The following is an 18,545-nucleotide window of genomic DNA, read 5'->3' as shown; positions in this document are numbered from 1 at the left end:
TAAATGAACCTCCAATTTCTAATAAATTTAAGTCGTGTCGTTGTGGATAATAGTTTAACTTATGCACAGAGAATCTATTTTAATGTGAATAGGCAAATAAATCAAGCAAATTATAAGAAACATTGTTGATAACTTAAAAAAGTTTTACCAATAAAAAAGATAGGAATGAATGGAAAGTTCAGAAATATCGACAAGTTATCCCCAATTAATCCACAAAACATTGGTATTTGTGGATTAATTGACTAAATTTAAAGAACTTATCCACAATTTGGTTGATGAACCTAGTATAACAAATTGTGGTGAGTCATTCAATATAATTAAAATAAACATAAACCTTGCTAAAAACCTTTAGATTTGATAATATGACTTGACATAAAATAAGTGAGATTATATAATTCTAGGGTAAAAGTCTTATTAGCTTATAAACAAATGAATATAAAGGTTTAGTCAGGGGGTGTCGAAATGAAGAGAACTTATCAACCAAAAGTTAGACAACGAAAAAAAGAACATGGTTTCAGAAAAAGAATGTCTGCAAAAAGCGGTCGGCTTATTTTAAAGAAGAGAAGACAAAAAGGAAGAGAAAAATTATCAGCATAATCCTTTGTAGACCGTTTATCAAAAGCGGTCTTTTGTTTAATAAAAATTAGGAGAATTCCTTTGGTGAAAATAAAGTCCCTGAGCAAGGAAAATGAATTTAAACGTGTTTTTAAAATTGGGGATGTCTTCGGAAATAAAATCTTTGTGATTTACTTTCTAAAAAACGAAGCGCAGACCAATCGTTTAGGGATAATTGTCAGTAAAAAGGTTTCTAAAAAAGCTGTAATTAGAAATAAGGTAAAAAGACGAATAAAAGAGGCATATCGTCATAATGAAGATTCTTTTAAAATGGGGTATGATATTATTCTAATTGCTAAGGAATCCATTAAAGAAGTGCCGTACAGTAGTTTGGAAAAGTCGTTAAAACATTTGTTTTATAAGAAGAATCTCATGAGGCCATAGGATGTTAAAAAAATTCCTGGTGTTAATTGTTAGAGGATATCAGAAATTTATTTCACCTCTTTTAGGAAATAATTGTCGTTTTAGTCCCACTTGTTCAGAGTATTTTATTTTAGCCGTTGAAAAATACGGTGTGTTAAGGGGAACCTATTTGGGTGGAAAACGCATTCTCAGATGCCATCCTTTTAATCCTGGGGGATATGACCCCCTTCCTTAGAATGATTAGGGAGAAAAACTTAAGGAGTTAATGAATGGAGTTTTTATACCAGATCTTTGGTTGGCTGCTACTTCAAATTTACAATTTAGTTGGAAATTATGGACTAGCAATTATACTATTTACAATATTAATTAAGGTATTATTATTACCGCTTAATATTAAACAAACTAAATCCATGAAGGATATGCAACGCCTTCAGCCGGAGTTACAAAAGCTTAACAAAAAGTATAAAAATAATAAAGAAAAATTAAATGAAGAAACCTTAAAGTTGTACAAAACCTTTAAAGTAAACCCGGCAGGCGGCTGTTTACCGCTGTTACTCCAATTTCCAATTTTAATTGGTTTATATGGCACATTAAGAGCACCTGATGTTTGGGTATTTCCAAATGGGATCATTGAAACAATTGATATGTCCTTTTTATGGATGCAAAGTTTAAGCGTGCCGGATCCAATTTATGTATTGCCAATTTTAGCGGCAGTATTTACCTTTGTCACACAGAAGTTTACAATGGCAGCATCACCAAATACTAATCCGGATGATCCTAATGCTAAAACACAAAAAATCATGCTCTATGCGATGCCATTGATGATTGGTTATATTTCGATATCGATGCCGGCAGGGGTAGCACTTTATTGGGTGGTCCAGAACATCTTTACTTTTGTTCAGCAATTTATTATGATGCAAATTCCAGAACCGGATATTTCCATTGAAGAAGCGGAGCGTCGGGTTCGTGAAGCGGAAGAAGAACGGAAAGCTGAATTAGCAGCTAAACGGGCTGCCGCTAATCCTAATACCTCTAAAAGCAGTAAAAAAGAGCAGAGTGACGAGCCGAAAAAACCGTTAACACGGCCAGCGTCAAATAAAAAAATACAAAGTTCAAAATCCTATCAGCCACCTGATGTACAGCGAAAAAAACCATCAGTAGAAATTCCCGAGCGCGACGCAGTTCAGGAAGAAGCTTATCAAAAAGCCAAACAACGTAATGATAACAAGTAAAATGATGACAAAAAGCTAAGGAGAGGGAAAATGAATAAGACAGTAACGGGTACTGGTAAAACCGTAGAAGATGCTATTAACCATGGTTTGCAACAACTTGGTGTAACAAAAGAACAAGTTGAAACAAAAGTATTGCAAGTACCGGACAGTGGATTAATGAAGCTTTTTGGGAAAAAAGAAGCCATCGTTGAGGTAGCACTGATAAATAATCCCGAACAACGGGCCCTGGATTTTTTAAATGATGTTCTTAATGCCATGAAAATTCATTGTAAAATCCATACCCGTCTCGAGGATAAAGTATTATTCATTGATCTGGAAGGTAATGATATGGGCGTCTTAATTGGGCGTCGTGGTCAAACGCTGGATTCTCTCCAGTATTTAGTTAGTTTAGTCATCAATCGACAGCATGAAGAATATGTTCGGGTGATTCTGGATACCGAAAACTACCGGGCTAAGCGGGAAAAGACACTGGAAGATCTGGGTGAGAAAATGGCTAATAAAGCAGTATATTATCATAAAAAAATGCTGCTAGAACCGATGAATCCTTCAGAACGACGTGTCATCCATGCAAAACTTCAAAATCACGATAAGGTATTTACCTTTAGTGAAGGCGAAGAACCCTATCGCCGGGTTGTTATCCAATTAAAAGACAAAAATTAAGGATCTAAAGAACGTTTAGAAATAATCAGGCACTTTGCAAGTTAGCTTAAGAGTTAATTGTGAAGTGCTTTTTTAATACTTGTTATCCTTTGGCTTTTATTATATTATAATAGATTAGGAAACGATTATTAAGACAGGAGAAAAAAGTGGAAGTCTTATTTCAAAGTGAAGATACCATTGCAGCGGTTGCTACCGGTATGGGTGGTGCTGGTATTGGTATTATTAGAATCAGCGGAGCCCAGGCCGTGGCACTTGGCAATGAGCTATTTGTCAATCCCCGGGGAAAAACCCTGGCAGCGGCTAAAAGTCATGAATTAGTTTACGGACGAATTGTCGATCCAGAAACAAAAAAAGATATTGATGAGGTGCTCATTTCAAAAATGAAAGCACCCCACTCCTATACGGCCGAAGATGTGGTAGAAATTAATTGTCATGGGGGAATTGTCCCGATGCGCAAAATATTAAAACTGGTCATTGCTTCTGGCGCACGGTTGGCAGAACCCGGGGAATTTACCAAGCGGGCTTTTTTAAATGGACGAATGGATCTGACTCAGGCCGAAGCTGTTATTGATATCATCAATGCTAAAACCGAAAAAAGTCTGGAGTATTCGGTGGCCCAATTAGAAGGACGGCTCGCGCAAAAATTAGAAGCGCTGGATGCAACCTTGGTTGAGATTCTATCTCATATGGAAGTTAACATTGATTATCCTGAATACGATATTGAAGAAATCTCCTATGATTTTGTGAGTAACCAGATCCGATTGCTGTTAACCAAGATAAAAGAAATCCTGATGGTGGCAGAAACGGGGAAAATTTATCGTGAAGGTATCACCACCGCGATTCTGGGCGAGCCTAATGTCGGGAAATCATCCTTATTAAATACCTTATTAATGGAAAACAAAGCGATCGTCACTGACATACCGGGAACAACCCGGGATACCATTGAAGAATATATTAATATTGAAGGGGTTCCCTTTAAAATTATCGATACTGCCGGGATCAGAGAAACGAATAATCTGGTCGAAAAAATCGGGGTGGAAAAATCCAAAGCCCTTTTAAACCAAACGAATCTGGTGATCTTTATGCGCGATATCTCAAAGGAAATGTCCGCCGGCGAAAAGGAATTAATCGAGTTACTTAAAAACCGCAAAACCATTTATATTGCCAACAAGACCGATACCATCACCGAAACTGCGCTCGAGATACCAGCGCCCTGGATTCCAATGTCGCTACTGGAAGAACAGGGGATCAAAACGCTGCGCCAGAAAATGCTGGATATGGTTTTTGAAGGAAGTGTCAATCAGGATGCCGATTACCTGATTAGCAATACCCGGCACATTCAATTGTTGGAAACAACTAAAAATAGTCTGGAAAATGCCATCACAACAATGGCCAGTCAAATGCCTCTGGAACTCGTCAGTATTGACGTCATGGAGGCCTTAGAGGCGCTTCGGGGAATTACCGGCAAGGCTGTTGGGATGGATATTATCGATCAGATTTTTAAAAATTTTTGCATTGGAAAGTAGAGGAAGTAGTATGACATATCCAGGAGGAGATTACGACATTGTCGTCATTGGTGCTGGCCACGCGGGTGTTGAAGCAGCACTTGCTAGTGCCCGAATTGGACAAAAAACCCTGTTACTCACGATCAATCTGGATTCAGTAGCGATGATGCCCTGCAATCCGTCCATTGGCGGCACCGGAAAAGGACATCTGGTTAGAGAGATCGATGCCCTTGGCGGCGAAATGGGTAAGACCATTGATGCAACGATGATTCAGTGCAAGATGTTAAATACCGCCAAAGGCCCGGCTGTTCATTCGCTGCGGGCGCAGGCCGATAAAAAAGCCTACCAGTTCCGGATGAAAGAAGTGATTGAAAACCAGGTGAACCTACTTTTAAAACAACAGGAAGCGACTGAGATTATTGTAAAAGACGGGAAGATTACCGGTGTGATGGTTAATACCGGAGCCATTTACAACGCTCGGGCAGTAATTATCTGTAGCGGAACCTATTTAAAGGGACGCATTATCATTGGCGATGTAAAGTATGATAGTGGACCCAACGGATTATTTCCAGCTATGTATTTATCGGACAGCCTCGAAAAAAATGGTATCGCGCTGCAGCGCTTTAAAACGGGTACGCCAGCCCGGGTCGATGCGAAAACCCTGGATTACACCAAAATGATTATCCAGGAGGGGGATGCTCACATTGTTCCTTTTTCTTTTGAAACGGAAAAAATTGAAATTGATCAGGTACCCTGTTACCTGACCTATACTAACGCAGAAACCCATGATATTATCAATGCCAATATTGAACGATCACCACTGTATACTGGTGACGTGGTGGGAATTGGTCCCCGTTATTGCCCTTCCATTGAAACCAAGGTGATGCGCTTTCACGATAAAGAGCGGCATCAGATTTTTATGGAGCCGGAAGGTCTTAACACCAACGAGATCTACGTTCAGGGAATGTCGTCCTGTTTGCCGGAAGAGGTTCAAATTGCCCTATACCGAACGGTGCCGGGAATGGAAGCGGTAGAGTTTATGCGTTCGGCTTATGCCATTGAATATGACTGTATTCATCCGACTCGATTAAAGGCCTCTCTGGAGTCCAAGGAGGTAACGGGGTTATTTTTTGCCGGCCAGATTAATGGCACCTCCGGTTACGAAGAAGCGGCTGCTCAGGGGCTGATTGCTGGCATTAACGCGTCACTCTATTTACGGGGTGAACAACCAGTGATTATTGATCGATCTGAAGGCTACATCGGGGTGCTAATCGATGATATTATAACAAAAGGGATTGACGAACCCTATCGAATGATGACATCCCGGGCTGAATATCGATTATTGTTAAGGCAGGATAACGCTGATCTGCGGCTAACCGAGATCGGCTATCGGGTGGGGTTGATTGCCGAAGCCCGTTATCAAAGATTTCTGGAGAAAAAGGAACAAATAAAACAGGAGATCGTGCGCTTAAGTCAGGTTGTTGTTAAGCCTAATCAGGAAAACAACGCGATGCTTAAATCTTTTGGCAGCTCAGAGATTGAGCATGGTTTACCAATCGGGGAGCTACTCAGGCGACCGGAAATTAAATACCTGCAAACGGAGGTCTTTGATCCAGAACGACCAGCCCTTCACTGGAGCGTGGTGGAACAGGTTGAGGTACAGATTAAATATGAAGGCTATATCAAAAAACAATTACAGCAGGTGGAGCAATTTAAAAAGCTCGAACACAAATTGATTCCCCAGGCGCTTGATTACGCAAAAATAGGGGGACTCCGGATTGAGGCGGCCGAAAAGCTTCAGGAAATAAAACCATTGTCGATCGGTCAGGCATCTCGAATTTCTGGTGTGTCACCAGCGGATATTTCGGTTTTATTAATCGCCCTGGAGCAACGCCGAAGAAATTCAGATAAAGAGGGAACAGATCATGAATAATCGTATCGAGAAATTAATTAATCTGGGCAAAGAAGTTGAAATTATCATTAACGAAAAACAGGGAGAAAAGCTGATCGCTTATATGGATCAGCTTCTGGAAAAAAACAAACACATCAATTTGACTCGGATAACTGATGAAGATGAGTTCATTAAGCTTCATTTACTTGATTCCCTGACCTTGCTTAAGCTAATCAAAGATCCTCAGGCGAGCATCCTTGATGTAGGAACCGGCGGCGGCTTTCCCGGAATTCCTTTGGCGATATTATTAGCGGACGCCCAGATTACCCTGATGGATTCCACTAAAAAGAAGCTTAATGTGGTTTCGTCCATTGCCATGGAGTTAGGTATAAAAAACGTACAAGTCCTTCATGGCAGGGCGGAAGAATTGGGGCAGGACAGTAACTATCGTGAAAAGTATGGGGTTGTCACATCTAGGGCAGTTGCCAACCTGACTCTGCTTTCTGAATATTGTTTACCACTGACAAAGGTCGGCGGACAGTTTTTATCGATGAAAGGGCGCGACTACCAGGAAGAGTTGGAGGCGGCCAGAAAGCCAATTGCCGTTTTAGGTGGAAAAATAGTTGAAATCGAAAAAGGTTTATTACTGCAAAGCGATTATGTTCATGTTATAATGAATGTGGAAAAAATTAAATCAACACCCGATCTTTTTCCGCGAATGAATGGCAAGATTAAAAAGGAAGCCTTTCCCGTTTAAATTAAAATTGCAAGAAGAAATAAAGGCTTTTATGATACTATTTGATCGGGTTTTTAAGCGATGTTTCACGTGAAACATCGCTTAAATATGAAATATACAGAGGATTAGTTTTCCTCATGTTTCACGTGAAACATGAGGCCCGTAATAATTAACAGTATCAGAACTAAACGAGTCAGATTGTTTATGGTCGTTTTGCAAGGATAGTGCGAGTGATTAAATTTAAGGAGTAGCGTATGGCGAAAATCGTGGCAGTATTTAATCAAAAAGGTGGGGTTGGAAAAACCACCACCAATATCAACTTAACCACTGCCCTCAGTTTAGAAGGATACCGGATCCTGGTTATTGACATCGACCCCCAGGGCAATACCAGCAGCGGATTCGGAATTGAAAAGAATAATCTAAAAAAAAGCGTTTATAATGCCATTATCCATGGTGACGACCTGAAAGAGATTATTTTGACTACTTCTTACGAGAATCTTCATATTCTTCCATCCCATCCCGATCTGGCTGGGGCTGAAATTGAACTGACAAACATGCCACAACGAGAATTGCGCCTCAAAAATAGCATTGAGAATGTCAAACCATTCTATGATTATATATTTATTGACTGCCCGCCATCACTCGGATTATTAACCATTAATGCGCTGGCGATGACAAATACGGTACTAATCCCGATTCAGTGTGAGTTTTATGCCTTAGAAGGAGTAAGTCAACTGATGAATACCATCAGTCTGGTCAAACAGGGACTCAATCCTCAACTGGAAATTGAGGGTGTTCTGATGACCATGTTCGATAGCCGGACGAACTTATCAAACCAGGTTGTCGATGAGGTGGTTGATTATTTCAAGGATAAGGTTTATGAAACGATGATTCCTAGAAATATACGGCTAGCAGAAGCACCCAGTTACGGGCAGACTATTTTTGAATATGCCAACGCTTCAAAGGGATCAAAAGCATATCTTGCCCTTGCAAAAGAGTTCATACAGAGACAGGAGTAGTTATGGGAAAAAATACAGGTTTAGGAAAAGGTTTGAGAGCGTTGTTTCCTGAAGAAGCGATGGTTACTTCACAAGAAGATGAGGTTTTGGCGGTTGATCTTGAGAAGCTTGTTTTTTATGTAAAAACAAATAATCTTAAGCCAAATCCGAAACAACCGCGAAAAACCTTTGATCGCAATAAATTGGAAGAATTGGGCGCTTCAATCAAAGAACATGGCATCGTCCAGCCACTGGTGGTTAAACCTGAAGCAAAAGGTTATACTATTATTGCGGGAGAACGACGCTGGCGGGCGGCAAACATGATTGGCTTGAAAGAGGTTCCGGTAATCGTAAAAGACTTGCCCCCGGAAGAAGTTCTGGAAATTGCCATTATTGAAAATGTGCAGCGGGAAAACCTAAATAGCATGGAAGAAGCGATGGCTTTTGTGGCGCTGATGGAAAACTTCAATCTAACTCAGGGTGAAATTGGCATAAGAATCGGAAAAAGCCGAACAGCCATTGCCAACACGCTCAGGCTTTTAAAACTGCCTAAAGTAATTCAGGAGCAGTTAGCTCAGGGTGAGATTACATCGGGCCATGCCCGAGCCATTCTGATTTTGGATGATCCAGAAAAAATGATCACCTTTGCGAATGAGATCATTGAAAAGGGAATGAGTGTCCGGGAAGCAGAAAACCGCATAAAAAAAATGCAGGCAGAAGGTTTGGCAAAACCGTTGCAGAAGAAAAAAGAAGATAATAAGGGATATATCATCGAAATTCAGGATGCTTTAGAGAAAAAATTTGAGACTAAAGTTCATTTAAGCAGCCGCGGTAAAAAAGGGAAAATTGAGTTTGTCTATTCGTCACTGGAAGAATTGGATCGTCTGCTCGAACAATTGGGATATGAAAAAACAAACTAAAACCCGTCAAATTATGAAATGGAGAAAATAATGAATCAAATCAAAAGAAAGAGGCGATTGTCGGCGTTAGAAGCCGCAGTATTGGGAAATATCCTCTATATTGTGATTGTTCTGATATTTAAAAATGTCTTTGATCAACTCAGGTCAAGTGATTTTAACTATTTATTTAATGGCGTTCAATTGCTTACCATTGGGATGTTTTGGATAATCTTGTTTGCCATCAGTTTTAAAAACATCAGTGGAAATGAAAAACCAAGGGCACTTAAATATGTAGTTTACAGTTTGATACCAATTATTGTTTTAACGGTCACATTAACCGTTGTTGCCACTATGAATCCGGGACAGGACACCAATAGTATCTGGAATCAATTTTCCTTTATTGCCGCGCCGACGATCTTTTGGTATTTGCCATATGGGTTAATTTATCAACTGATTGGCAGTGAAATATCAATCTTTATCCTGTTCGGAATCGCCTTAATTCTGACAATTGTATTTCAGCTCTTTGGCATTATTTTAGGACGAATCATCGGCCGAAAATATCGGGAAGAGACGAGAGCGGAAGATCAGCGGGATTTGGAGTTTGAAGCAGAAGCAAAGAAAGACAAGAGAAAACCCCGTCGAAAATCAAAAATGCCGAAACGGGAAAGTATTGGTCTGGATGGACTTTCTAATGAACAGATCAATGAAGGTTTCACACCTAAGGATACCGAAACAATGAGCATGACAGGGGTAATCATTGAAGAAAATTATGTTGCACCAGAACGAATAAATTACCGAAAACCACGTCGAGAAAGGTCCGAATCCGGTCTTTTCGAGAGTGTTGACGCCACTGGGGAAGAAAAACGCTTTAACGCTGAAAAAGTTCCGCCAACGTTTGAAACGGATATTAAGCCAGCGGCGATACCGGAAATAGCAGCAGCTAAGGCTGCTAGCAAGGCGCAGTCGGATTCGGTCGATCAATGGAACCAATCGAATCGCATTGAACGGGATGATTTAAACAAAGGTATAAATCAGCATGAAGAAACAGACGATAAGTCGTTTTTAAAAGAAACCAGCGCAGTGCGGATTATTAATGAAGAAGATATTGAAGAATATTACAGGAATAAAAAATGAGTTTATCATCATTAACATCACTTGATTTTATTTGCATCCTGATTTGCTTGCTTTCAGGAATCGCAGGATACAAACGAGGTGCAATAAATACCCTGATTAGTTTCGGGGGATTTATTGCATCTTTTGTAATAGCCTGGATTTTTTCACCACTGCTGGCAGACTGGCTGATTCAGTCAGGCGTACTTAATGGCCTGTTCGAAACCATAAATGTGGAAGCTGTTTCGCAGTCGCTGATCGATCTTGGGGCCCAGCAAAGTGGCTTAACCACCTCGCTGTTGGGAGACGCGCTCATAAGCGGTGGCCAATCGGTAGTGGACCAGAGCCTAACCGCGATAGCGGGGTTGATTAGGCATGGGATTGCTCAAAGCATCAGTTTTGGAATCATTGTTTTGGGGGTCACTATTTTATGTTGGATCCTGCAGATTATTTTTCTCGGGATCACCAAAATGCCCGTCATTGGAACAATCAATCGTCTGGCGGGAACGCTCCTTGGGCTGATTTTAGGGGGCTCAATCATCGCCGTTATGCTTTGGATCTTTTCAGCAATCAATCTTTCAACCGGCGGTGTCACAAATTTACCAACGGCCGAGAATAGCAGTCTGATTCAAATAGTGGTACCAATTGTGCGTAGCTATATCGGAATTCAATAGGAGATAATAATGGAGTCTTTAACAGCAAGTTTTTCATCTTATTTAAGCCAAATCGATTTTTCGAATCTTTTACAAAAAACTCTGGTTTCGGTAATTGTGCTGATTGCTGTAGTGATCAGCCTAAAAATAACCTATGGTGTGGTCAATCGGGTTTTTGACCCCGAAAAGCTCGGTCTTGAACCCCGGGATATCCGTCGAATCACGACCTTAAACCATGTTACAAAAGCCGCCATTAGAGCCGGCGTCTGGACCCTGGCGAGCTTGATTATCCTGGGTCAGTTTATTAATGTGGGTTCACTACTGGCAGTAGCTGGAGTCGGAACACTGGCCATTGGTTTTGGTGCCCAGGGTATTGTCGAAGATGTAATGAGCGGCTTTGTGATTGTCTTTGAAAATCAATTCAGTGTCGGCGATTATGTGATCATCGATGAGACACACTATGGGATCGTGGAGAGTATTGGCATCCGCACCACCAGTGTCAGGGAATTTGATGGCGGGCTCTTTATTATTCATAACGGAAAAATTGACCGCTTAATAAATTTTTCCAAGGGATATGTAAAAGCCATTGTCGATGTGGGTTTTGCTTATGAGGAAGACATTAACAAGGTGAAGGAAATACTGGAAGAAATATGTACGGATCTTCATGAGAATCATCAGGATCTGTTTAAAATACGACCAGAAATACTGGGTGTAACCCGACTGGATCCATCGGCAGTTAATATTCGTGTCGTTTGCGATGAGGACGCCTCATCTAAATTTATGGCTGAAAATACCCTAAGACAGCGCATCAAAGAAGTCTTTGATGAAAGAGGGATCGAAATACCATATAATAAAACCGTTATTTACAATCGCGAAGCAATTAAAAAAATGCATGAAAAAAGCTGAGGTGAAACATGGAAACAAAGATTTATGAACTTGGGGATCGGGTTGAAATGAAAAAAAAGCACCCCTGTGGGAGTTTCCAGTGGGAAATCATCCGGATGGGGGCGGATATCAAGATTAAGTGTCTTGGTTGTGGCCATATTGTTATGCTACCGCGCTCCAAGTTTAATAAGCAGATAAAAAAAGTTGTGATCAATGAGGACAAGGTAGAAAAATGAAAACTTATTTTATGACCCATTGGAATGGTGCAGAAACGTACTTTGAAAAAAATCTAAAATCGACATACTATTTTTGTCTGGCATTTTTTGGAATAATGATTATTTTAAATACCTTACTATTTCTAAATGATCCCGGATTGAGTCAAAGTTATTTTAAAGAATTGCAGTCTTTATTCAATCAAAAGGAATTTCTTAACAGCACTGGCGTCGAATTATGGTTTGGAATTTTCTTTAATAACGTCATCGCCAGTGGGATCAGCATCCTTTTGGGAATGATTCCTTTTTTGTTTTTACCAATGTTTTCATTGGCCTCCAATGCCATCGTGATCGGGCTTATTGGAGCCGTCTATCAAACAAACGGCTTTGGTTGGTTTGTCTTTTTAGTTGGTATTATACCGCATGGAATTATTGAGATCCCGGCACTGATCCTTGGGGTGACATTAGGGGTTAATATCTGCTTTAAGTTAGTTAAGGCAATTCTAAAAAGAAGTATTAAAGGTGAATTGAAACAGGCATTTATAGGATGTTTGCGTATTTACGTATTATGGGTCATCCCACTCTTCTTCTTTGCTGCATTTGTTGAAACATTTTTGACGCCAATTCTTTTTAATGTCGTTCTTCCGGCGTGAATAAAATATTAAAACAAAACACTTGCATGAATTGAAAGATATGATATAATTAAAAGCTGTAATCCTTGCTTGCTGGAAAAGTGAGCCATAGTCCATGAGGAGGTGAAATGGAATGAGAAAGTACGAAACATTATTTGTTTTAAAACCGGATCTTGAAAAAGAAGCGATTGAAGAATTAGTTGGCAAAGTAAAAGCTGTTATTGAAGCGGCTGGAGAAATTGAAAAAGTCGATGAATGGGGCAAAAGAAAATTAGCCTACGAAATTGCTAAAAAGTATCAAGAAGGCTTCTACGTATTAATCGACTTCAAAGCTGAGAACTCAGTGCTTGATGCATTGGATCATTTATACAAAATAAACGAACAGTTTATTCGAAGTATTGTAATTAAAAAAGAGAAATAGGGGGCAATTCTGTGAATAAAGTAATTTTACTAGGAAGACTAACCCGAGATCCTGAGATGAAAAACACCACCACAGGTAAAGCAGTTACCCGATTTAGTCTCGCTGTCGATCGTCGCTTTAAAAACAAAGACGGTCAAAAAGAAGCCGACTTTATTAACATTGTGGTATGGGGAAAACAGGCAGAATTTGCGGCGCAATATCTGACTAAAGGAAGCCAAATCAGTTTATCTGGACGACTAGAAGCAAGAAGTTACGAAGCACAGGATGGTCAACGACGCTATATCACAGAAGTTGTTGCAGATGAGATTAATTTCGTGTCTTCCGGCCAGAAATCTTCTAACGCCGGCGCCGGTTTCCAACAAACTTCAGCGCCACAAAGCGCAAATAATAATAATATGTCAGTAATGGGATTAGATGAAGATTTTCATTTAATGGCCGATGATGACGATATACCTTTTTAAGATAGGAGGAAAAATTTAATGCCAAAACCATTTAAAAAGCGAAGAAAAGTTTGTGAGTTCTGCGAACGAAAAGTAGAAAATGTTGATTATAAAGATGTAATCACACTGAAGAAATTCGTTTCCGAACGTGGTAAAATTCTACCAAGACGAGCCACTGGGACCTGTGCTAAACATCAGAGAAAGGTAACTGAAGCGATTAAACGTGCGCGAAACGTTGCCCTTTTACCATATAGCTCAAATAACTAGAAATTTTAAAGCTGTTTGTTTCAGGAAGGTCCTGAAACAAACAGCTTTTTGCATGTTATCGAAAATAAACGGGCCTACAAAAGAGCGAATCATTTGGGAAATCGATTATTCCGATAGCCAAAACGATAAAATACCAAAAACCGCATTCTTGAGAATTTCGGGATAAACACGCACAAAAATAATGGGCATTTTCTTTTATTGTGATATAATGGTTTGGTAACTTTTTACGCATAAATAAACTGCGTATGTGAACAGTTAAGTTGCCAATTTGGAGGATTAATGAAAACACGCGGAATAACAGAAGGTGCGATATTTTGTGCACTGGGAGTCATGCTTACTTTAATCAGCTATTATCTGCCGTTCTTTATACTATTAGTATTTTTCATACCGGTACCAATGGTAATTTTGGGGAAACGCCAGGGTTTGAAGGTCAGTATTCTTTCTAGCGTCGCGGCCACCATTCTAATCGGTCTGTTTTTAGGACCCCTCAATGGGATTTCCTTTGGGGCCCTGATGCTCTTTGTCGGGTGCAGTTTAGGATTTGCATATCATCGTGATTTAGCGCCATTAAAAAAAGTTGTTATCGGTATTATTGGTTTTTTGATTTTACTGATCGCGGTGGTTGTCGGTTATGAGTTTGTGATGGGGATCAGTTTTACCGATCTGCTGTTTCAGACCCTGGAGCAGAGTACCCGTGAGGTGATAACGCTTTATGAAAGTACCAATTTAATCGATGCCGAACAAGTATCAATCGCTAAAGATGACATGGCAATGAATATTGAAATGATGAAACTGGCACTGCCTAGCACATTTCTGTTAATGCCAGTTGTTTTTGGAATGATAAATGTTTTAGTTTCAGACATGATCTTAAAACGAATTGGTTATCCGGTAAAAACCTTTAAACCGCTGAGCCAATGGGAAATGCCGGTCACACTCAAATATTTTCTGATGGTAATCTTACTGGGTGATTTTATTATCAGTCTATTTCAGGTAACCAGTATTCCGCTCATTTACATTGTGACCGTCATGAATTTTACAAATATTATTTTTTTTGTGATGGGTATTGCGCTTATTTTTAACTACCTGGATTACAAAAAAATAAAAAATACAGGGGTGAAGGTTTTAGTCGTTCTGCTCAGTTTTTTGCTCAGCTCAGTTATTACCATTGTCGGAGTGGCTGATACTTACATCGGAATTCGCCAGATTTATCGAAGGGAGTCCCAGATAAAATGAAAGAATCGAAGAAAGGTGTTGTCCGGTTTGCTATTGCGGCCGAGTTGCTTGTTTCGGTCATTCTTGGCTTTTATAATATTTATTGGGGTATTGCCGGAGTGGCGATCTTTGTGATCCTGATTATTTATTATACCCAAAACATTAATATTGATGAGATTAAGATCGATAAGGCGATTGATGAAATATACGGCGATCTGGATAAGATCAATCAGGAGCGGATGTATGAAATGCCCATCGCCATGACCATTGTCGATAATGAGGGGATGATTTATTGGTATAATCAGGCTTTTGGAAAGGCCTTTAAGAAAGAGAAAGAAGGCTTGTTCAAAAAAAACATCGTCAACGAGTTGGATTTTAATCTGGCCGAAGCGGTTAAAGCGGATGAATTTACCTTCCATCATGAAGAGCGGGATTATGGGGTGGTCACCAACGCCTTTTCAGATAAGGTGCACAGTTTTGAGTTGCTCCATTTTTTTGATATCACCGAACAGAGTAAGCAACGCCAACTGTATCGAAAAAATTCGCCCTTGTTTTGCTATATTGTCATCGACAATTATGATGATATCATTGAACAAATCCCCAGTCATAAACGCTCGGCGATTTTGGGACAGGTGGATCTTAAGTTAAACGAATGGGCCAAGCAGCTTGGCAGTGCCATTATCAAGTATGAAAGTGATCGCTATTTAATGATTTTTGAGCGGGGCAAAATCTGTGCGCTGCAAAAAGAAACCTTTAAAATATTAGATGAGATTCGGGAAATTGAAAACGATGAAAAAATTCCGATAACCCTCAGTATTGGTATTGGAATCTCGGAGAGCATTCTGGGAATTGTCGAATCCCAGGAATTATCCAAGTCGGCACTCGATATTGCCCTGGCCCGGGGTGGTGATCAGGCGGTGGTTCGGCAAGATGAAAAAATGTCATTTTACGGCGGCAAAACTGAAGCCACCGAAAAAAGAACCAAGGTCAAGGCCCGGGTTAAGGCTCATGGTCTGAAAGAGCTGATTAAAGAAGCCGATCACGTTTTGCTAATGGGGCATCAGAATCCGGATATGGATTGTCTGGGCTCAGCGGTAGGTTTGCTGGGAGCCTGTAAATCTCTGGGTAAAGAAGGAAAAATAGTCGTTCGCGAAATTAACTACTCGATTAAATCACTTTTTGACTATTTACTGGAAAACGAAGCCTATCAGGATGCGTTTATCACTCCTAAAGAAGCAGAAAACTATGCGACTAAAAACACCTTACTGATCATCGTTGATACCCAAACGGTGAATTATCTGGAAATGCCAGGTCTCGTCGATCAGATCCCTAAGATTGTCGTTATCGATCATCATCGGCGATCCGGGAAGGCAATTAAGGAAACCTTGCTGAACTATACCGAAACCTATGCTTCATCGACTTGTGAGTTGGTAACGGAGCTACTCCAGTATTTTGATGAGAAGAATCATCTGACGGTCATTGAGGCCAACGCGCTGATGGCAGGGATTTGTATGGATACCAAAATGTTTACCATGAAAACCGGGGTGCGAACCTTTGAAGCGGCATCCTATTTAAAACGAAAAGGCGCGGATACGATTATCAGTAAGATCCTGCTGCAGGATGACTTAACGACGTATACGGCAAAGTCGGATGCGGTCAAAAATGCTAAAATATACTTTGATAACATTGCCATTTCAACCTTTGAAAACAATACTGATTATGGCAAGGTTATCGCTGCCCAGGCAGCCGATGAACTGCTAAACATCAAAGGGATTGTGGCTTCCTTTATTATTTTAAAAAATGATGAAGGTTTGGCCATCAGCGCCCGTTCGATGGGCGAAGTCAATGTACAGGTAATCTTGGAAACACTCGGCGGCGGCGGGCATTTAGCCATTGCCGGAGCGCAATTCCCGGGGGAAAATAATCTTGAAACCGGAAAAGAGCTACTACTCACCGCCATTAAAGAATATAAGAAGGAGAATGGATCATGAAAGTAATATTATTAGAAAATGTAAAAAATGTTGGAAATAAAGGTGATATTGTTGAAGTTAAAGATGGCTATGGTCGAAACTTCCTGATTAAAACCGGCAAGGGTATTATTGGCAATAAGGAAAACATTGCCATGGCGGAACAAAACAAGGCGGATGAAGCGAATAAGGTTGAAACGGAGCGACTGGCAGCGGTTGAGTTGGCAAAAAAAATTGATCAAACAGAAATTACCATTACCGAACGGGCCGGAGAAGATGGCAAGCTGTTTGGATCGGTTACCAGTAAAGATATTACCGAAGCGCTGGAAAAGCAAAAGGACATCAAGGTTGATAAACGTAAGATTGAACTGGAGATGCCACTGCGAAATGTGGGCCGCGCTGAGGTTAAAATTAAAACCTACCAGGGTGTCATGGGAAAACTGACCGTTATTATCAAAGGCGAAGCCTAGGAGACTAAGTGGTGAAAAATGCCAAAGTCCCACCACATAATTTAGAAGCGGAGCAGTCTGTTTTAGGCGCCATCCTGATGGATGAGTCTAATATTGCCCGGGCTGAAGAGTTGTTATCGCCCCATGACTTTTATCGGGGGGCCCATAAAGAGATTTATGAAGCGATGCTTGATCTGCACAACGAACGAAAACCCATCGATACCGTCACGCTGATCAACTCGCTTAGGAACCGCGGAGTGCTGGAAAAAATTGGCGGCGTTGGTTATCTTAGTGAGCTTATTGAGATGGTGCCAATTAATCGAAACTATCTGGAATACTGCCAGATCGTTCATGAAAAGGCGGTGATTCGAAATCTTATCCAAACCGCGACTCAGATTCTGGAAGACAGTTATGGTCAGTATGAAAATATCGGGGATGTGATTGACCGGGCCGAACAGGAAATCTTCAAGGTTTCTCAGGGACGACGAACCGGTGATTTTCAAAGTATTCAAGAAACCCTTAGCACCACTCTGGCTCAAATAGAAGCCATTGAAAGTAAAAAAGGCAAGCTCACCGGCATCGAAACGGGCTTTACCGAGCTTAATCATATTACCTCCGGCTTACAACCGTCGGATCTGATTATTGTGGCGGCCCGGCCATCGATGGGGAAAACCGCCTTTGCATTGAATATTGCCCAAAATGCTGCCGTCAAAGATAATCGGTCGGTGGCTATTTTCAGCCTGGAAATGTCCAAAGAGCAGTTGGTTCAACGGATGCTTTGTGCCGCCTCATTGGTGGACAGCAATAACGTCCGTACCGGTAACCTGAGTAAGGAAGACTGGGAGCGGATGGTGGTTGGTTATAATACCCTCTACGGGGCCAGCATTTTTATTGATGACACCCCGGGGATCACGGTTTCGGAGGTTCGCTCCAAATGTCGACGGCTAAAAACCGAGAAATCCCTGGATCTGATTGTGATTGACTACCTGCAGCTAATGAGCGGCGGCAACCGTAGTGAAAACCGGCAAAATGAAATCTCCGAAATGTCCCGGGGTCTTAAAGCCCTGGCCCGGGAAATGGAAGCTCCGGTGATTGCGCTGTCTCAGCTTAGTCGTGCGCCGGATGCAAGGACCGATCATCACCCGGTGATGTCGGATCTGCGTGAATCGGGTTCGATCGAGCAGGATGCCGATGTAATCATGCTCTTGTATCGGGAATTCTATTATGATCAAAACCCGGAGCTCAAAAATTTATCAGAATTAATCATTGCCAAGCAACGTAATGGTCCCGTCGGAACCATTCGTTTGGCATGGATTCCCGAATATACAAAATTCAACGATCTGGCGCCAGGTTACAATGATGACTACGGCCCAGATGCGTTTGCATAAAGGAAGAACA

22 protein-coding genes are annotated in these 18,545 nt (G+C 40.8%); all 22 read left to right on the top strand.

What is annotated here, in order from left to right; translation table 11 throughout:
- Positions 1–462: 462 nt before the first annotated feature.
- The 22 genes from rpmH (at position 463) to dnaB (ending at position 18,535) form a co-directional block, all read left to right on the top strand.
- Positions 463–597: a 50S ribosomal protein L34 gene (gene rpmH / locus ACIZ62_RS19110; protein ID WP_041669680.1), complete on the top strand. Its 135-nt coding sequence runs from the start codon at positions 463–465 to the stop codon at positions 595–597.
- Between the two features lie 63 nt (positions 598–660).
- Positions 661–999 carry a ribonuclease P protein component gene (gene rnpA / locus ACIZ62_RS19105; RefSeq protein ID WP_111889764.1) on the top strand — a complete coding sequence of 113 codons (339 nt, stop codon included), beginning with the start codon at positions 661–663 and terminating at the stop codon, positions 997–999.
- Position 1,000: 1 nt separating this feature from the next.
- Positions 1,001–1,213, top strand: a complete 213-nt coding sequence (gene yidD, locus ACIZ62_RS19100; RefSeq protein WP_111888557.1) for a membrane protein insertion efficiency factor YidD — start codon at positions 1,001–1,003, stop codon at positions 1,211–1,213.
- Between the two features lie 34 nt (positions 1,214–1,247).
- Entirely contained in the window at positions 1,248–2,210 is a 963-nt protein-coding gene (locus ACIZ62_RS19095) for a YidC/Oxa1 family membrane protein insertase (RefSeq protein WP_111888558.1), read from the top strand.
- A gap of 30 nt (positions 2,211–2,240) precedes the next feature.
- Positions 2,241–2,870 carry an RNA-binding cell elongation regulator Jag/EloR gene (gene jag, locus ACIZ62_RS19090; protein WP_111888559.1) on the top strand — a complete coding sequence of 210 codons (630 nt, stop codon included), beginning with the start codon at positions 2,241–2,243 and terminating at the stop codon, positions 2,868–2,870.
- 146 nt (positions 2,871–3,016) lie between these two features.
- Complete coding sequence (mnmE, locus tag ACIZ62_RS19085; protein ID WP_414150972.1) at positions 3,017–4,396, top strand: tRNA uridine-5-carboxymethylaminomethyl(34) synthesis GTPase MnmE; 1,380 nt, start codon at positions 3,017–3,019, stop codon at positions 4,394–4,396.
- Between the two features lie 10 nt (positions 4,397–4,406).
- Positions 4,407–6,308 (top strand): tRNA uridine-5-carboxymethylaminomethyl(34) synthesis enzyme MnmG, encoded by a 1,902-nt coding sequence (gene mnmG, locus ACIZ62_RS19080; protein WP_414150971.1) that lies wholly within the window; start codon positions 4,407–4,409, stop codon positions 6,306–6,308.
- Positions 6,301–7,023, top strand: coding sequence for a 16S rRNA (guanine(527)-N(7))-methyltransferase RsmG (gene rsmG, locus ACIZ62_RS19075; RefSeq protein ID WP_414150970.1), 723 nt, complete (start codon positions 6,301–6,303; stop codon positions 7,021–7,023). Before mnmG ends, rsmG begins: the two co-directional genes overlap by 8 nt.
- A gap of 233 nt (positions 7,024–7,256) precedes the next feature.
- On the top strand, positions 7,257–8,021 hold the full coding sequence (locus tag ACIZ62_RS19070; protein ID WP_414150969.1) for a ParA family protein: 765 nt from the start codon (positions 7,257–7,259) through the stop codon (positions 8,019–8,021).
- A 2-nt stretch (positions 8,022–8,023) separates the two neighbouring features.
- A complete protein-coding gene (locus ACIZ62_RS19065) occupies positions 8,024–8,920 on the top strand; it encodes a ParB/RepB/Spo0J family partition protein (RefSeq protein WP_111888564.1) in 897 nt (298 codons plus the stop codon).
- A gap of 30 nt (positions 8,921–8,950) precedes the next feature.
- Complete coding sequence (locus ACIZ62_RS19060) at positions 8,951–10,033, top strand: hypothetical protein (RefSeq protein WP_111888565.1); 1,083 nt, start codon at positions 8,951–8,953, stop codon at positions 10,031–10,033.
- A complete protein-coding gene (locus ACIZ62_RS19055; RefSeq protein ID WP_111888566.1) occupies positions 10,030–10,683 on the top strand; it encodes a CvpA family protein in 654 nt (217 codons plus the stop codon). The genes ACIZ62_RS19060 and ACIZ62_RS19055 overlap by 4 nt, the downstream gene beginning before the upstream one ends.
- 9 nt (positions 10,684–10,692) lie before the next feature.
- Positions 10,693–11,568, top strand: coding sequence for a mechanosensitive ion channel family protein (locus ACIZ62_RS19050; protein ID WP_111888567.1), 876 nt, complete (start codon positions 10,693–10,695; stop codon positions 11,566–11,568).
- An 8-nt stretch (positions 11,569–11,576) separates the two neighbouring features.
- On the top strand, positions 11,577–11,783 hold the full coding sequence (locus ACIZ62_RS19045) for a DUF951 domain-containing protein (RefSeq protein WP_111888568.1): 207 nt from the start codon (positions 11,577–11,579) through the stop codon (positions 11,781–11,783).
- Complete coding sequence (locus ACIZ62_RS19040; protein WP_414150968.1) at positions 11,780–12,412, top strand: stage II sporulation protein M; 633 nt, start codon at positions 11,780–11,782, stop codon at positions 12,410–12,412. The genes ACIZ62_RS19045 and ACIZ62_RS19040 overlap by 4 nt, the downstream gene beginning before the upstream one ends.
- Before the next feature lie 112 nt (positions 12,413–12,524).
- A complete protein-coding gene (gene rpsF / locus ACIZ62_RS19035) occupies positions 12,525–12,812 on the top strand; it encodes a 30S ribosomal protein S6 (protein WP_111888570.1) in 288 nt (95 codons plus the stop codon).
- Between the two features lie 11 nt (positions 12,813–12,823).
- Positions 12,824–13,273 carry a single-stranded DNA-binding protein gene (locus ACIZ62_RS19030; RefSeq protein ID WP_111888571.1) on the top strand — a complete coding sequence of 150 codons (450 nt, stop codon included), beginning with the start codon at positions 12,824–12,826 and terminating at the stop codon, positions 13,271–13,273.
- Between the two features lie 18 nt (positions 13,274–13,291).
- Entirely contained in the window at positions 13,292–13,519 is a 228-nt protein-coding gene (gene rpsR, locus ACIZ62_RS19025) for a 30S ribosomal protein S18 (RefSeq protein ID WP_026394929.1), read from the top strand.
- A gap of 279 nt (positions 13,520–13,798) precedes the next feature.
- Positions 13,799–14,752: a YybS family protein gene (locus ACIZ62_RS19020; RefSeq protein ID WP_414150967.1), complete on the top strand. Its 954-nt coding sequence runs from the start codon at positions 13,799–13,801 to the stop codon at positions 14,750–14,752.
- The gene (locus tag ACIZ62_RS19015; RefSeq protein ID WP_111888573.1) at positions 14,749–16,722 is read left to right on the top strand and encodes a DHH family phosphoesterase; all 1,974 of its coding nucleotides are present in this window, start codon (positions 14,749–14,751) and stop codon (positions 16,720–16,722) included. The genes ACIZ62_RS19020 and ACIZ62_RS19015 overlap by 4 nt, the downstream gene beginning before the upstream one ends.
- Positions 16,719–17,168 (top strand): 50S ribosomal protein L9, encoded by a 450-nt coding sequence (gene rplI, locus ACIZ62_RS19010; protein ID WP_111888574.1) that lies wholly within the window; start codon positions 16,719–16,721, stop codon positions 17,166–17,168. Before ACIZ62_RS19015 ends, rplI begins: the two co-directional genes overlap by 4 nt.
- 11 nt (positions 17,169–17,179) lie before the next feature.
- Positions 17,180–18,535, top strand: a complete 1,356-nt coding sequence (dnaB, locus tag ACIZ62_RS19005; RefSeq protein ID WP_111888575.1) for a replicative DNA helicase — start codon at positions 17,180–17,182, stop codon at positions 18,533–18,535.
- Positions 18,536–18,545: the final 10 nt, after the last annotated feature.

This window comes from Acetobacterium carbinolicum (assembly GCF_047456275.1).
GTDB classification, from domain to species: Bacteria; Bacillota; Clostridia; order Eubacteriales; family Eubacteriaceae; genus Acetobacterium; species Acetobacterium carbinolicum.
Note: the sequence above shows the minus strand (reverse complement) of the source record. Positions and strands in the feature narration are given on the sequence as shown.